Origin of the sequence: Mycobacterium sp. MS1601 (genome assembly GCF_001984215.1) — a bacterium.
Lineage (GTDB): Bacteria > Actinomycetota > Actinomycetes > Mycobacteriales > Mycobacteriaceae > Mycobacterium.
Genome location: NZ_CP019420.1, coordinates 2,177,932 through 2,191,854 on the forward strand (window position 1 = coordinate 2,177,932; position 13,923 = coordinate 2,191,854).

At 66.5% G+C, this 13,923-nt stretch carries 15 protein-coding genes and 1 tRNA gene; 5 read left to right on the top strand and 11 right to left on the bottom strand.

What is annotated here, in order from left to right; all coding sequences use genetic code 11:
- Positions 1–86: 86 nt before the first annotated feature.
- Together BVC93_RS10685 and BVC93_RS10690 are read left to right on the top strand one after the other, a co-directional pair.
- Positions 87–1,838, top strand: coding sequence for a hypothetical protein (locus tag BVC93_RS10685; RefSeq protein WP_083737143.1), 1,752 nt, complete (start codon positions 87–89; stop codon positions 1,836–1,838).
- Positions 1,839–1,906: 68 nt separating this feature from the next.
- On the top strand, positions 1,907–2,860 hold the full coding sequence (locus BVC93_RS10690; RefSeq protein ID WP_236950319.1) for an alpha/beta hydrolase: 954 nt from the start codon (positions 1,907–1,909) through the stop codon (positions 2,858–2,860).
- 7 nt (positions 2,861–2,867) lie between these two features.
- Here the strand turns inward: BVC93_RS10690 and BVC93_RS10695 are convergent.
- From BVC93_RS10695 to BVC93_RS10705, 3 genes are all read right to left on the bottom strand, one after another.
- Positions 2,868–2,958 (bottom strand) — tRNA-Ser (locus BVC93_RS10695).
- Positions 2,959–3,015: 57 nt separating this feature from the next.
- On the bottom strand, positions 3,016–3,468 hold the full coding sequence (locus BVC93_RS10700) for a nucleoside deaminase (RefSeq protein WP_192860255.1): 453 nt from the start codon (positions 3,466–3,468) through the stop codon (positions 3,016–3,018).
- The gene (locus tag BVC93_RS10705) at positions 3,465–3,992 is read right to left on the bottom strand and encodes a tRNA adenosine deaminase-associated protein (protein WP_083737144.1); all 528 of its coding nucleotides are present in this window, start codon (positions 3,990–3,992) and stop codon (positions 3,465–3,467) included. The genes BVC93_RS10700 and BVC93_RS10705 overlap by 4 nt, the downstream gene beginning before the upstream one ends.
- A gap of 95 nt (positions 3,993–4,087) precedes the next feature.
- Here BVC93_RS10705 and BVC93_RS10710 point away from each other — a divergent pair, with 95 nt between their 5' ends.
- Positions 4,088–5,032 (top strand): prephenate dehydrogenase, encoded by a 945-nt coding sequence (locus tag BVC93_RS10710; RefSeq protein WP_083737145.1) that lies wholly within the window; start codon positions 4,088–4,090, stop codon positions 5,030–5,032.
- Here BVC93_RS10710 and BVC93_RS10715 read toward each other — a convergent pair.
- The 5 genes from BVC93_RS10715 to BVC93_RS10735 are packed head-to-tail and all read right to left on the bottom strand — an operon-like array spanning position 4,995 to position 9,057.
- Positions 4,995–5,588, bottom strand: coding sequence for a putative glycolipid-binding domain-containing protein (locus tag BVC93_RS10715; RefSeq protein ID WP_083737146.1), 594 nt, complete (start codon positions 5,586–5,588; stop codon positions 4,995–4,997). The two genes, BVC93_RS10710 and BVC93_RS10715, sit on opposite strands and share 38 nt — an antisense overlap.
- Positions 5,585–6,352 (bottom strand): ABC transporter permease, encoded by a 768-nt coding sequence (locus BVC93_RS10720; RefSeq protein ID WP_157517205.1) that lies wholly within the window; start codon positions 6,350–6,352, stop codon positions 5,585–5,587. The genes BVC93_RS10715 and BVC93_RS10720 overlap by 4 nt, the downstream gene beginning before the upstream one ends.
- An 8-nt stretch (positions 6,353–6,360) precedes the next feature.
- Positions 6,361–7,005: an ABC transporter permease gene (locus BVC93_RS10725; protein ID WP_083737147.1), complete on the bottom strand. Its 645-nt coding sequence runs from the start codon at positions 7,003–7,005 to the stop codon at positions 6,361–6,363.
- 3 nt (positions 7,006–7,008) lie between these two features.
- A complete protein-coding gene (locus BVC93_RS10730) occupies positions 7,009–8,112 on the bottom strand; it encodes an ABC transporter ATP-binding protein (protein ID WP_083737148.1) in 1,104 nt (367 codons plus the stop codon).
- Complete coding sequence (locus tag BVC93_RS10735) at positions 8,113–9,057, bottom strand: ABC transporter substrate-binding protein (RefSeq protein ID WP_083737149.1); 945 nt, start codon at positions 9,055–9,057, stop codon at positions 8,113–8,115. It abuts the gene before it with no gap.
- Positions 9,058–9,150: 93 nt separating this feature from the next.
- Here BVC93_RS10735 and BVC93_RS10740 point away from each other — a divergent pair, with 93 nt between their 5' ends.
- The gene (locus tag BVC93_RS10740; protein ID WP_083737150.1) at positions 9,151–9,501 is read left to right on the top strand and encodes a LapA family protein; all 351 of its coding nucleotides are present in this window, start codon (positions 9,151–9,153) and stop codon (positions 9,499–9,501) included.
- On the opposite strand, the gene BVC93_RS10745 is transcribed toward BVC93_RS10740, so the two are convergent.
- Positions 9,498–10,301, bottom strand: coding sequence for a transglutaminase-like domain-containing protein (locus BVC93_RS10745; protein WP_083737151.1), 804 nt, complete (start codon positions 10,299–10,301; stop codon positions 9,498–9,500). The two genes, BVC93_RS10740 and BVC93_RS10745, sit on opposite strands and share 4 nt — an antisense overlap.
- Positions 10,302–10,374: 73 nt before the next feature.
- Positions 10,375–10,986, bottom strand: coding sequence for a histidine phosphatase family protein (locus BVC93_RS10750; RefSeq protein ID WP_083737152.1), 612 nt, complete (start codon positions 10,984–10,986; stop codon positions 10,375–10,377).
- A 19-nt stretch (positions 10,987–11,005) separates the two neighbouring features.
- Between BVC93_RS10750 and BVC93_RS10755 the strand changes: the two genes are divergently transcribed.
- Entirely contained in the window at positions 11,006–12,052 is a 1,047-nt protein-coding gene (locus BVC93_RS10755) for a zinc-binding metallopeptidase family protein (protein ID WP_083737153.1), read from the top strand.
- On the opposite strand, the gene BVC93_RS10760 is transcribed toward BVC93_RS10755, so the two are convergent.
- Entirely contained in the window at positions 12,042–13,919 is a 1,878-nt protein-coding gene (locus BVC93_RS10760) for an alkyl/aryl-sulfatase (RefSeq protein WP_083737154.1), read from the bottom strand. The two genes, BVC93_RS10755 and BVC93_RS10760, sit on opposite strands and share 11 nt — an antisense overlap.
- Positions 13,920–13,923: the final 4 nt, after the last annotated feature.

Here is a 13,923-nt window from a genome sequence, read left to right on the forward strand (position 1 = left end):
GGACATAGCACACCGGATGGGCCCGCTCGGGGGCGGGCCCATCCGTTCATCACCAGCCTCACCACCGAGCCAGGAACCCCCACACCATGCAGATCTCAGCCCGTTCGTATCTCACCGCAGGCGTCTCGCTGACCACGGCGGCCGCCTTGGCGCTGACGCCCGTGGCGGTTCCCACCGCCGACCGCGCCCTGCCCATCCCGAAGGTCACCGTTTCCGACGTCAACCTGACCGTCACCCCCGGCGAGATCGTCGAGTTCTTCGACACCCTCAGAACCCGGATCGACGAGTTCAATGCGTCGGTCGCCGACGTGGCGGCCATTCCCGGCCAGACGGTGGTCGACGGGATCGTGGCCGCGATGGGACTCAACGACTCGTTTTTCGAGTCCCTGGTCAGTGCCGTCGACAACCCGACGTTGATCGCTCTCCTGCAGACCATGGAGATCATCAATGAACGCGCGCTGCGTGAGCTTGCGTTCTACGTGGATCACAGCAACCAGACGATTGTGCTGGCGGGCCAGGACATCGCTGATCTGCTCGCCGGGATCATGACCGTCTCGCTGTCGAACATCCTGTCTGCTGCCGTCGACGCCCTGAACAATCCGTTGTCGTTCGAGAAGTACGCCCACGTCTTGGCGGCAGCCGTCGGAAACGGCTTCCTGGCCGTCAACGGCAGCAGCCTGATTGCGCAGAAGGCCGGCAACGCCGGATTCGACCTGACCTTCGGCACAATCGAATTCGTTCGCGCCGAGGTCACCACGGCACTCGATGCCGTGCGCCGGCTCTCCTACTTCGCTTCCGGTGCCACCGGAAGCCAGCTGGTGCAGGCCGTCGTCGCGGCCGTGGGCACCATCGGCCTCGCTCCCGCGTACCTGGGGCTGCGTCTGCCTGCCAGCCTGGCCGAGGAGACGGTGCTGTCGGCACAGTCGGCGTTCAACACCGTGTTCAACAGCATCGCCGGCTACCGAGATGTCGAAGGCCAGTACGTCCCCGGTGTCGTCACCGCGCTCGGCGAGGCGGTGCGGGGAGCCATCGACGAGATCGGTCACGGACCGCTGAACCCACAGCGCTACCTCACGGCCACGGCCCTGATGATCGCCGGCAGCTTCGACGCCGCGAACATCTCCATCAACGCCGCCGGAGCGCTGGCCCAGGTGCCGTTCACCTACGGGATCAACCTCATCGCTCCCGACGCCCTGCGCCCCAACCTGACCTCGACTGTGGTGGCGCAGAACATCCAGATCGCGAACGCACTGTCGAACCTGTTGCGCACGGCGGGACTTCCCGACGACATCGCCGACCTCCCCTTCAACGTCGCACAGCAGGTCAACGACGCGATCATCGGCACGGCCTACACCGTCGCCGATGGGCTGGCCAACGTCAACGCCGCCATCACCAACGGCACCGACCTGGCCATCACCGTGTCCAACGACATCGAGAACGCGATCCTGGGGGCACTGTCTGCAGAGGAGCCCGACCCGCCCGCCTCGGGTGGCGACGACGAGCCCGCCGACAACGAGCCCATCATCATCGTGCCGCCAGTCGACGACAACACCGACGACGAGGACAACACCGACGACGGGTCCACCGATCCTGACGATTACATCGTCGACGACGGGGATGACACTGACTGGGACGACGACATGTTCGGCGCTGCCGACGAGTCCGATGCTGACGACGAGGAGCTCGCTGACGAGATTCCTGCCGAGGACGAAGCTCCCGCCGCGCAGGACGCCACCGACAGTGACGCATCCACCTCGGACAGCGACGACACCACATCCGAGAAGTCCGAGAAACCCGACAACGATGGCGATTCCGCTGCCGGCGACGCCGCCGCCTGACCCCTGATCGAGATAATGGGCCCGCTCGCAAGAGTGGGCCCATTTGTCTCGGTGGCACAGTGGTGGTCGTGACCTACGTCGAGTCCAGTGACCACCCCGAGCTTTTCGTCGAACACGCCTTCCCCGAACAACTGGTGGATCTCGGTGAGATCCGGATGAACTACGCCGTCGCCGGTGACGCCGCCAATCCGGCGCTCCTGCTGATCCCCGGGCAGAGCGAATCCTGGTGGGGCTACGAGGAAGCGATGGGCCTGCTGGCCGACCGCTTCCAGGTGTTCGCCGTGGATCTGCGCGGACAGGGCCGTTCCACGTGGACGCCGGGGCGCTACAGCCTGGACCTGTTCGGCGGCGACCTGGTGCGGTTCATCGACCGGGTGATCGGCCGTCCCACAGTGGTGTGCGGCTTGTCCTCAGGCGGGGTGATTGCCGCCTGGCTGTCGGCTTTCGCCGCTCCGGGGCAGGTCCGCGCTGCCCTCTACGAAGACCCTCCACTGTTCTCGTCACAGACCACTCCCGCTGTGGGGCAATCGATTCGACAGGGCGTGGGGGCCGTCTTCCGGATCTGGCACAAATGGCTGGGCCCGCAGTGGAGCATCGGCGACTACGCCGGCATGCAGGCCGCGATGGGCCGCGAACTACCCGAGTGGATGCTCCGGATGCAATTGGCCGCAGGGGCCTCCAACAATGCCGGCGAACCCCCGCAGAACCTACTCGAATACGACCCTGAATGGGGCGACGCCTTCGTCTCCGGCCGGGTGGCGCTGAACTGTGATCACGAGGCGATGCTGCAGCAGGTCAAGGTGCCGGTGCTGTTCACCCACCACTTCCACTACGTCGACCCGGACACCGGCAATCTGCTGGGCGCCATCAGCGAGCAGCAGGTGAACCACGTCCGGAAACTGGTCGAGGGCACCGGCAACTCGTTCACGCTGCGGGAGTTTCCGGAGATGCCGCACTCGATGCACGGCACCGCGCCGGCGACCTATGTCGCGACGCTGACGGAGTGGCTGGCCGGGCTCTAGGTGAAGATGGCGGTGGCGGAGGGATTTGAACCCTCGGACGGGGGTTACCCGTCACACGCTTTCGAGGCGTGCTCCTTAGGCCGCTCGGACACGCCACCGTGTGGCAGCTTACCGGTCACCTGCTCCCCGCCCTAATCGCCTGCTGACCAGTGATCTCACCGCTGCCGCGCGAAGAACTCCTCCATCAGCGCGGCGCACTCGTCGGCCAACACTCCCCCGCGCACCAGCGGCCGGTGGGTCAGCCGACGGTCGCGCACCACGTCCCACAACGACCCCACGGCGCCGGTCTTCGGCTCCCACGCGCCGAACACCACCCGTGCCACCCGCGCCATCACCAGCGCGCCGGCGCACATGGTGCAGGGCTCGATGGTCACCGCCAGCGTCGTACCCTCCAGCCGCCACCCGTCACCATGAGCAGTGGCCGCTGCCCGCAACGCCAGGATCTCCGCGTGCGCGGTCGGATCGCCGAGCACCTCGCGGGCATTGGCGGCGCGAGCCAGTTCGATACCGGCGGCGTCGAAGACCACCGCGCCGATCGGCACATCCAGCGGACCCACCTCTGCGGCAGCGTCCAGTGCCGCCCGGATGGCGTCGTCGTCAGAGATCACCGATCGAGTTTGTCCAGCACCGCCGACAGCTCATCGGCGAAGCCCATCTCCCGCGCGATGCGCACCAACTGTTCGTCGGCGTACAACTCGGTGTCGGCGAGGATCACACCGAGCACCCCTTCGGTCAGCCCCAGATCGGCGAGCACGCCGAGGTCACCCTCTTCGAACGGGTCGGAATCCTCGAGTTCCTCCTCGTCGACCTCGATGTCCAGCCTCTCCAGGACTTCGTAGGCGAGGTCGTAGTCCAGCGCGGCGGTGGCATCGGAGAGCAGTAACCGGATCGCGCCGGGCGCCGGGCGCAGGATGACGAAGAACTCATCATCGATATCGAGGAGACCGAATACCGCTCCGCTGCTGCGCATTTCACGCAGTTCGGTCTCCGCCGCCTTTACGCTGCCCAGTGCCGCCGATGTCAACGCCGTACAGCGCCATTTGCCGTCCTCCCGCACGACGGCCACTCCGAAACCGTCCGAGCCGTCGAGCGCTTCCGGTACATCCTGCTTCGAAGCGCGCTGCGGTCCCATGCTTGGTAACGCTACTGCGCACACACCACAGTTGACCAGGGCATCACCACCTGACCCCATCGGTGTGCAACGCTGACAGCGTGAGCGGTCCAGCGGTGTGTGTCCTCGGCCTGGGATTGATCGGCGGTTCGCTGATGCGGGCGGCGGCAGCCGCGGGCCGGACGGTGTTCGGCTACAACCGCTCCGTCGAAGGCGCCGATGCCGCCACCTCCGACGGATTCGACGCCTCGATCGACCTCCAGGCGACGCTGGAACGCGCTGAGGCGGTCCGGGCGCTGGTGGTGATCGCCGTCCCGATGCCCGCCGTACCGGACATCCTCCGGGCCATCGCCGCGATTGCCCCGCACTGTCGGCTGACCGACGTCATCAGCGTCAAGGGGGCGGTGCTGGAGGCGGTGCGCCAGGCCGGTCTGCTGGACAACTACGTCGGCGGCCACCCCATGACAGGCACGGCGTTCTCCGGTTGGGACGCCGGAGACGCCGGATTGTTCGCCGGAACTCCGTGGGTGGTGTCGGTCGACGACCACGTGGACGCCGGAGTGTGGACCGACGTGACCCAGCTGGCGTTGGACTGCGGCGCATTCGTGGTGCCGGCCCGCGCCGACGAACACGACACCGCCGCTGCCGCGATCTCACATCTGCCGCATCTGGTCGCCGAGGCGGTCGCCGCCACGGCCGCTGATATCCCCCTGGCGTTCGCCTTGGCCGCGGGGTCCTTCCGCGACGGCACCCGGGTGGCGGCAACCGCTCCGGGTCTGGTGCGGGCGATGTGTGAGGCCAATGCCGAGGACCTGCTCACGGTCCTGGATCGCACCCTCGACCTGCTGACCGCGGCGCGCAGCTCGCTGGCAGAGAACCGCTCAGTGCAGACACTGGTCGAAGCCGGATATGCCGGGCGTACCAGCTACGACGCGTTCACCAGGCCCGATATCACCTCGATCACCGTCGGTGCGCACGGATGGCGCGCCGACCTGGCCGCGGCGGGCCGGGCCGGCGGGGTGATCAGATCCGCTCTGCCAGCCCTGGGTAGTCGAGGATGAACCCGTCGGAGTCCACCGTCACGGTGGTCTCGGCGACCGGTGAGTGCAGCTTGATTCCGTCGGGGCCGCTGGCATAGCTGATGGTGGCCGGGGCCACCTCCAGTTCGGGGATGCGCACGTAGACCACCTGCAGGTTCACCGACTCCGAGTGCTCGTAGAGCCCGGTGCGCCGGATCGGCAGCGCATTGAAGAACGGGCTGAACACCACGTCGACGTCGAGCGCACCGTCGAACTCCGAGCGCGACGTCTGCCCGGAGTGGTGCTGGATCACCCACATGTTCTCTTCGTCGCGGGCGATCGACAGCTGGCGCTCGCGCTCGGCTGACGTGACGGTCAACGACAGCCGGTTGGTGGCGCCCTTTTCGTCGGTCACCAGGTCATAGGACGCGCTGAACGCCGGCGTGGTGTCGTCGGCGGCCGAGACGATGCGTCCGTAGGCCTTGATGCGCTTGCCGGCCAACTGCACCCGCACCGATTCCATGCGCGCCGCAGTGTGGGCACGCCACGTCAGGATCCTCGGCCAGGCGCTGTCGCCTTGAGCGGTGGCTGCACTCATTCTTCTACCGTAGGCGACGGGCCGCCGCGTTCGTAGCCCGGTTGCCCACTTGAATGCGATTCCAGCGCCACCTCGTCGTCCAGCAGAGGTTGGGGAACCCGCCGGAACCGGCCTGTCCCAGGTACCGATGCCCACACCGCCAGCGCCAGCAACCCGTCGAGGATCAGCGCCAGCAACGTCACCAACAACGCCCCCACCAGGGCCAGGTAGAACTCACGGACCTTGATGCCGTCGATCAGGTAGCGGCCCAGCCCGCCCAGGCTGGCGTACGCGGCCACGGTGGCCGTCGCGACGATCTGCAGGGTGGCCGTCCGCAGGCCGCCCAGGATCAACGGCAGGGCGTTCGGCGTTTCGACCCGCAGCAGGATCCGCGATTCGGTCATTCCCATGGACCGGGCGGCGTCGACGACGTCGCGGTCGACGTTGGCGATGCCCGAGTACGTGCCGGCCAGCAGAGGCGGGATGCCGAGCAGCATCAGCGCGACCGTCGGCGGCACCAGACCCAGACCCCAGAGCAGCACCCCGAGCAGCAGTACGCCCAGGGTGGGCAGCGCACGCAACGCGTTGACACCGGTGACCACCAGGAAGGTGCCGCGGCCGGTGTGCCCGATCAGCATGCCCAGCGGGATCGCAACCAGCGCGGAGAAGAACACCGCGACCGCCGTGTACTGCAGGTGCTCGAGGATGCGGGCGCCCAGTCCGGCAGGGCCACCCCAGTTGGCGGCGGTGAAGATGAAACTCAGCGCGTCGGTGAGGAACGCCATGGGACCCATCAGGCACCTGCCTTCACACGGGCCCAGGGAGTGATGGCGCGGCCCGCCACCATGATCAGGGTGTCGATGATGATCGCCAGCACGAATATCGCGATGATGCCCGCGATGATCTGGTCGCTCTTGTTGGACTGGTAGCCCTCGGTGAACCAGGTGCCCAGGCCGCCGATGCCGATCACCGAACCCACCGACACCATCGAGATGTTGGTGACCGCCACCACGCGAACACTGGCCACCATCACCGGAATTGCCAGTGGCAGTTCAACTTTCAGCAGACGAGTGATGGGCTTGTAGCCTACGGCGGTAGCCGCGTCCAGCACCGCGGGCGACACCGCGTCCAGCGCCTCGGGCACCGCGCGCACCAGCAGCGCCACGGTGTAGAGCGTCAACGCCACGATCACGTTGGCCTCGTCGAGAATGCGGGTCGGGATGATCAACGGCAGCACCACGAACAGCGCCAGTGACGGGATGGTGAAGATGACGCTGGCCGTCACCGTCGTCAGTCGCCGCAGGAAGGTGGTACGCCGCACCAGCGCGCCCAGTGGCACGGCGATCAGCAACCCGATGACGATGGGCACCAACGACAGCCGCAGATGGATGACCGTCAGTGTCCACAGGTCGTCGAGGTGGGTGAACAGGTAGTTCACGGCTCAGCCTCGACTCGACCGCTGTGATTCCAGGGCCATCAGCACGTCATCGGCTTTCACACCGCCGGCCACCTGCTCGGCGGCGTCGACGGCCACCCCGAGACCCGCCGGTGACGACAGTGCGGCGTCAAGCGCCTGGCGCAGGGTGCCGTCGGGGCGGAACAGGGATCCACCGGCAATGGTGCTGTCGTACAACGAGCTTCCGCTGCGGTGCAGCTTCACCCCTTCGGCGTCGATCCAGGCGTACGGCTTGCCGTCGTCTTTGGTGACCAGCATCCACTCCCCGTCGGAGAGGGTTAGCGCGTCGATGCCGGCTTCGGTGACGTGGTTCAGCGGGTGCAGGGGAACCCCGGTGGCACCGAAGAACTGCAACCCACGGTAGCCACGATCGGCGCCCACAAACGCGGCCACGGCGTCATTGGCGGGGTTGGACAGCAGTCGCGAGGGCTCGTCGTACTGCTGCAGCACTCCGCCGCGGCCGAACACCGCCACCTTGTCGCCGAGTTTGATGGCCTCGTCGACGTCGTGGGTGACGAACACGATGGTCTTGCGCAACTCGCTTTGCAGGCGCAGGATCTCGGCCTGCAGGTCCTCACGGACCACTGGGTCGACGGCCGAGAACGGTTCGTCCATCAGCAGGATGGGCGGGTCGGCGGCCAGGGCGCGTGCGACGCCGACGCGCTGTTGCTGCCCACCGGAGAGCTGCGACGGGTAGCGGTTGGCCAGCTTCGGGTCCAGCCCCACCCGTTCGAGCACCCCGTAGGCGGCTTTGCGTGCGTTCCTTCGAGATTCGCCGCGCAGCACCGGAACGGTGGCGACGTTGTCGATCACCCGCTGGTGTGGCATCAGGCCGGCACTCTGGATCACGTAGCCGATCCCCAGCCGCAGCTTCACCGGGTCGACCTTGGTGACGTCCTTGCCGTCGACGGTGAGCGTCCCGGACGTCGGGTCGATCATGCGGTTGATCATGCGCATCGAGGTGGTCTTGCCGCAGCCGGACGGGCCGACGAACACGGTCAGAGTGCCCTCGGGCACTTCGAGATTCAGCGTGTCGACGGCGACAGTGCCGTCCGGGTACTGCTTGGTCACCTGGTCGAAGGTGATCATCTAGCCTCCGAGAGGTTGGTCGAAGCCGTTGTCCTGCACCCACTTCTGCGCGGCCTCATCCGGGTCGACGCCCTGATTGCCCTCCACCGCGGTGTTGAGATCGATCAACCCCTGGGTGGTCAGCTTGGCCGACACCGCATCCAGAATGGTCTTGAGCTCGTCGGACATCTTCTGCGAACTCACCACCGGCACCACGTTGGCGGCCGGGAAGTTGTTCTTGGGATCCTCGAGTACCACCAGGTTGTTCTGCGGGATCGCCGGTGACGTGCTGAAGATATCGGCCGTGGTGACGGTGCCGTCGACCAGTGCCCGCACGGTGGCCGGTCCTCCACCGTCGCTGATCGCGATGAAGTTGTTGGGTGCGATGTCCAGCCCGTACTTCTCCTTGAGCCCCGGCACGCCCTCGGCGCGGTTGAGGAACTCCGAGGGCGCCCCGAGTTTCACCTCGGGCGAGTACCGGGCCAGATCCTCGATGGTCTTGAGGTTCCACCGTTGCGCGGTCTCGGCGGTGACGGCCAGTGTGTCGACATCCTCAGCCGGCGATGGCGTGAGCATCGACAGGGCCCCCGGCAGCGCCCGGTGCAGGGCCAGCTCGACGGCCTCGGGTGTGGTGGCGGTGGTCTCCGGGTCGAAGTACTTCAGCAGGTTTCCGGTGTATTCGGGCACCAGGTTGATCGAAAAATCCTGCAGCGCGGGAATGTAGGTCTCGCGGCTGCCGATCCCGAACTGGCGGGAGACGGTGAAGTCGTTGGCTTCCAACGCCTGGGCGTAGATCTCGGCGATGATCTTCGACTCCGGGAAGTCCGCAGAACCCACCGTCAGGGTTTTCAGATCACCGGATATCTCACCACCACCGAGTGGATTGGAGCTGCCACAGGCCACCAGCGCGAACGCCGTCCCCACCACCGTCACCAGGATCCGCATGCGCGCTCGCAGCGTGGTCATCTGGCCGACCCTAGCCTGATGTGTCCGGCGGTGACATGTTTTAACCCAGGCGAAGCGGTTTGCTTCCGTCCCTTTACGGGCAAAGATGGGCCTATGAGCATCGACCCCACCGTTCCGTCGCCGGAACCGTTCGAACCCCTGGCGGATCCCGCGCCGGCCACCAAACCGGCGCCTCCGGAGTCCGCGGTGAAGTTCACCCGTGCCGCGGCGCTGTGGGGATCACTCATCTTCGGCTTCCTCGTGCTGATCGTGCTGCTGATCTTCATTGCGCAGAACACCGAGTCGGCAGAGTTCGCCTTCCTGGGGTGGCATTGGAGCCTGCCGCTGGGCGTGGCGATCCTGTTCGCCGCGGTGGCTGGCGGTCTGCTGGCCGTGGCCGTGGGCGCGGTACGGATCTTCCAGTTGCGCCGGGCGGCGAAGAAGAACCTGAAGGCCGGGCTCTAACGAATCGAGACCAGCTGGTCCACCGAGTCCCTGGGCAACTCGCCGTCCACCACCGCGGTGACGACGGCGTTGTTGAGGGTGATCGCACCCTTGTGGTTGTCCAGGAATGCGGTGTCGGCGGCGTCTCGACCCGTCGCGATGCGCACCATGGCCTGGCGCGGTGCAAGACATGTGGCGTCTACTACCCGCCAGTGTCCGTCGACAAACGCTTCGGCGACGGCGTGGAAGTCCATCGGTTCACAGCCCGGGGCATAGACGGCCACCAGACGGGCGGGCACGTTGACCGCGCGCAGCAGCGCGACGGTCAGATGGGCGTAGTCGCGGCACACGCCTGCCCCTGCGAGCAGGGTGTCGACGGCGCCGTCGATGGGGTCGCTGGACCCTGGCACATACGACAGCCGGGTGCCCACCCAGGACGACACCTTCTCCAGGATGGTCACCGAATCCGCGTACTTGCCGAACTCGGTGGCGGCAAATCCGAAGAACTTGTCCGCCTCGGCGTAGCGGCTGGGCCGCAGGTAAGTGGACAGGTCGATGTCGGTGACCGCCACGGGGTCGGCTTGGCCGATGACGGACGCCGAGTAGCTGGCCTTCAGGTTCCCGACGCCGGCCTCGAACTTGTGGATCCGGTTGCCGTGCTCGCCGATGATCTCTCGAGCCGCAATTTCCTTGCCGTCCAAGGTGAACGACAGCTCCTCGGTCACCTGGGCACCGGGTTGTGGCGCGACGGCGATCTGAAACTCGAGGGTGGTGGGTTCGGTGATCTCCACGTCGAGCTCTGCACCGACGTCACGCTTCATCTCGGCACGCTTTCTTTTGGGTAGTCGCAGGGGCACGCCGCTATCTACCCATGTCCGCACGCCCGCAAACCAGTCACGCCCAGCGCCGGTTGCGGGGCAACAGGTCCCACACGTGTTCGGTGCCGTTGACGGCGACAACCGTGGCCTGACCGGCGCGCGAGTACAGCAGCCGGGTCACTGACACATAGTCCACCGGGAAGGACAGCAGCCGCGTGGTCCCGAGGATCTCGTGCAGCAGGACGTTGATCACCCCGCCGTGGCTGAACACCGCCACGGTGTCCTCGTGGTTGGCGACGGCCACGATATCGGCCACGGCGGCACCGATCCTGGCGCGGAAGGCACCTTCGTCCACCCCGCCCGGCAGGTGCCCGTCGGCCATCCTGGCCCAGTCCTCGGGGCGTTCGGATCGCAGCAGCTCCACCGGTATGTAGGCGGCCATATCGCGGTCGTATTCGGCCAGGCGGTCGTCGACCTCGACCGTCATGTCGAGGGCAGCGGCCAGCGGGCCGGCGGTCTGGACGGCACGCCGCTGGGGGCTGCTGACCAGCCGGGCCAGTGGAAATCGCTGCAACGCCTCGGGCAACCGCTTGGCCTGCTCGATGCCCTCGGCAGCCAGATCGGGGTCGGAACCCTGTCCGTGTTCGGTGCGCTGCGGCAGCGCATGCCGGATCAAAAGCAGTTGCATGCGTGCAACGATATGGCCCATGCGTGCCTTCGCCTGCCCGGTGTGTCGCGGATTCACGCCGTTCGAGAGCGACCGCTGTCCGAACTGCCAGGCCGGCGTGGGTCTGCACCTGCCCACCAAGACCATGCTCGCGGTCACCGACAACGGGGTGGAGGTCGACGGCCGCCGCTGGGTCCGCTGCACCCAGTCGCAGACCCTGGACTGCAACTGGCTGACACCCGCCGAGCACACCGATGCGGCCGTGCGGGGCCGCTGCCTGGCCTGCTCACTGATCCGCCGCGAACCCGCTCCGGATGACACCCTGGCCCGCGAGAAGCTGGTGCCCACGGCGCAGGCACTCCGCAGGCTGGTCTATCAGCTCGAGGACATCCAATTGCCCATCACCCCGTGGTGGCGCGCCGACGGCGGGTTGGCCTTCGATCTGCTGTCCAGTTACACCACCGGGCAGAAAGTGGTCATCGGGCACGCGAACGGCGTCATCACCATCGACCTGGTGGAGAGCCTGGACGCCTATCGGGAGCAACTGCGGGTCACCCTCGGTGAGCCGTACCGCACCATGTTGGGTCATTTCCGCCACGAGGTGGGCCACTACTACCAGAACATCCTGGTGGAACGCCCAGGCGGAACGCTGCTCGACCGTTGCCGCGCTCTGTTCGGTGATGAAACAAGAAGTTACGCCGACGCGATCAACCGGCACTACCGGTTCGGCGCGCCGGACGGCTGGCAGGCGTCGTTCATCTCGGAGTACGCGACGATGCATCCGTGGGAGGATTTCGCCGAGTGCTTCGCGCACTACCTCCACATCACCGACACCATCGACACCTGCCGGGAAGCCGGCTTGGTGCTGCGCGCCGATCAGGTGCGCTTCTTCGGACCTCGTGACATCGTGGCGCTGGAGTCCTACGCCGAGGCACCGATCGAACAGCTGCTTTTCGACTGGAAATGGTTGGCGCTGTTCTTCAATCGGGTCAACACCGCGATGGGCAAGAGTCCGCTCTACCCGTTCGAGCTGCCACCGCCGGTGGTGACGAAGCTCGGTTTTGTGCACACCGTCATCAGGGGGTGACGATGTTGAACGACGGGTCCGGCCGATCGAGCACACTCACCAGCTGTTGCAGCACCGCCGGATCACCCCCGATCTCCAGGCCCGGCGAGGTGAAATCGCCGGCCACCAGCGCCAGGATCCGCACCTTGCTCGACAGCGTCAGCGTCGCCCCCGCTGTTGCGGCGTCGGCGGGGACCAACCGGTGCACCAGTACCCCGTTGCGCAGCGTCACCCGGTAGTTGGAACCCAAGTCGGTGAACGTGATGTCCACGGCCAGGTCCAGATCCCAGGCGTTGGGCCCGTTGATGCTGATGGCCAGCGCGTCGAAGATCTGTTCCGGGCTCAGCTGGGAGAGCAGCGTCGGCGCGTTGGCCGTGGTGGGGGTGCCGAAGTTGCCGACGCGTAGTTCGGTGGTGCCGGCCAGGAAGAAGTTGCGCCAGGTGGCGCATTCGGCTCCATAAGCCAGCTGTTCGAGGGTGTCGGCGTAGAGTTCGCGCGCTGCGGCATGGTTTTGGTCCGTGAAGATCACGTGGTCCAGTAGTGTTGCCGCCCAACGGAAATCGCCGTCATCGAAGGCCTGTCGGGCCACCTCGACCACCCGGTCCGGACCTCCGATAGCGGCGACGTATCGGGGGCCGATGGCCTCCGGCGGATGCGCCCACAGTCGCGCCGGGTTGCCGTCGAACCAGCCCATGTAGCGCTGGTAGACGGCCTTGACATTGTGACTGACCGAGCCGTAGTACCCGTGTGCGTGCCAGGCCTTCTCGAGCGCGGGCGGCATGGCGAACGTCTCGGCGATCTCGATGCCGGTACTGCCCTGGTTCAGCTGACGCAGCGTCTGGTCATGCAGGTAGGCGTACAGATCACGTTGCAGGCCAAGATATTCCAGGATGCGATCGGCACCCCAGGTGGGCCAGTGGTGCGACGCGAACACCACTTCGGCGCGGTGTCCGTAGCTGTCGATGGCCTCGGTGAGATACCCCGACCAGCCATGCGGGTCGCGGACCAGCGCTCCGCGCAGGGTCAGCAGGTTGTGCAGGTTGTGGGTGGCGTTCTCGGCCATGCAGAGTGCGCGGAAACCCGGGAAGTAGAAGTGCATCTCGGCGGGAGCTTCGGTACCGGGCGCCATCTGGAACTCGATTTCGACGCCGTCGACGGTGTGTGTCTCGCCGGTGGTGGTGATGTCCAGCGTCGGGACGATCACCGCCACCTCACCGGTGGACGGGGTCTGCCCCAGTCCGCAGCCGACCTGTCCTTGCGGCCCGCGGTCGAGCACGGTGCCGTACATGTAGGAGGCCCGGCGTGCCATGGCGGTACCGGCATAGACGTTCTCCTGCACGGCATGTTCGATGAAGCCCTGGGGGGCGATGACGACAACTCTGCCCGCGTCGACATCGGCTTGGGTGGTGACGCCCAGGACGCCGCCGAAGTGATCCACGTGGCTGTGCGTGTAGATCACGGCGACCACCGGACGGTCACCACGATGCGCGCGGTAGAGCTGCAATGCGGCTGCGGCGGTCTCGGTGCAGACCAGCGGGTCGATGACGATGATCCCGGTGTCGCCCTCGATGAAGCTGATGTTCGAGAGGTCGAGTCCACGCACCTGGTAGATGCCCTCGACAACCTCGTAGAGACCTTGCTTGGCAACCAGCGTGGACTGCCGCCACAGGCTCGGATGCACCGATGTGGGCGCATCGCCGGAAAGGAATGTGTAGACGTCGTTGTCCCACACCACGCGGCCGTCGGCGGCGGTGATCACACACGGTTGCAGCGCACCGATGAAGCCGCGGTCCGCATCGGCGAAGTCGGCGGTGTCCTCGAACGGCAACGTCGTCAGGTGCTGTGCGTGGGCGGCTTCGATGATGGCTGTCGGCGGCTTCTGCTTCATGGCG

Bases quoted from the DNA above. Each gene is read 5' to 3' on its own strand.
- BVC93_RS10685 (WP_083737143.1), top strand. From the start codon at position 87: ATGCAGATCTCAGCCCGTTCGTATCTCACCGCAGGCGTCTCGCTGACC.
- BVC93_RS10705 (WP_083737144.1), bottom strand. From the start codon at position 3,992: ATGGGACCGCAGCGCGCTTCGAAGCAGGATGTACCGGAAGCGCTCGAC.
- BVC93_RS10715 (WP_083737146.1), bottom strand. From the start codon at position 5,588: ATGAGTGCAGCCACCGCTCAAGGCGACAGCGCCTGGCCGAGGATCCTG.
- BVC93_RS10720 (WP_157517205.1), bottom strand. From the start codon at position 6,352: ATGGCGTTCCTCACCGACGCGCTGAGTTTCATCTTCACCGCCGCCAAC.
- BVC93_RS10730 (WP_083737148.1), bottom strand. From the start codon at position 8,112: ATGATCACCTTCGACCAGGTGACCAAGCAGTACCCGGACGGCACTGTC.
- BVC93_RS10735 (WP_083737149.1), bottom strand. From the start codon at position 9,057: ATGACCACGCTGCGAGCGCGCATGCGGATCCTGGTGACGGTGGTGGGG.
- BVC93_RS10740 (WP_083737150.1), top strand. From the start codon at position 9,151: ATGAGCATCGACCCCACCGTTCCGTCGCCGGAACCGTTCGAACCCCTG.
- BVC93_RS10745 (WP_083737151.1), bottom strand. From the start codon at position 10,301: ATGAAGCGTGACGTCGGTGCAGAGCTCGACGTGGAGATCACCGAACCC.
- BVC93_RS10750 (WP_083737152.1), bottom strand. From the start codon at position 10,986: ATGCAACTGCTTTTGATCCGGCATGCGCTGCCGCAGCGCACCGAACAC.
- BVC93_RS10755 (WP_083737153.1), top strand. From the start codon at position 11,006: ATGCGTGCCTTCGCCTGCCCGGTGTGTCGCGGATTCACGCCGTTCGAG.
- BVC93_RS10760 (WP_083737154.1), bottom strand. From the start codon at position 13,919: ATGAAGCAGAAGCCGCCGACAGCCATCATCGAAGCCGCCCACGCACAG.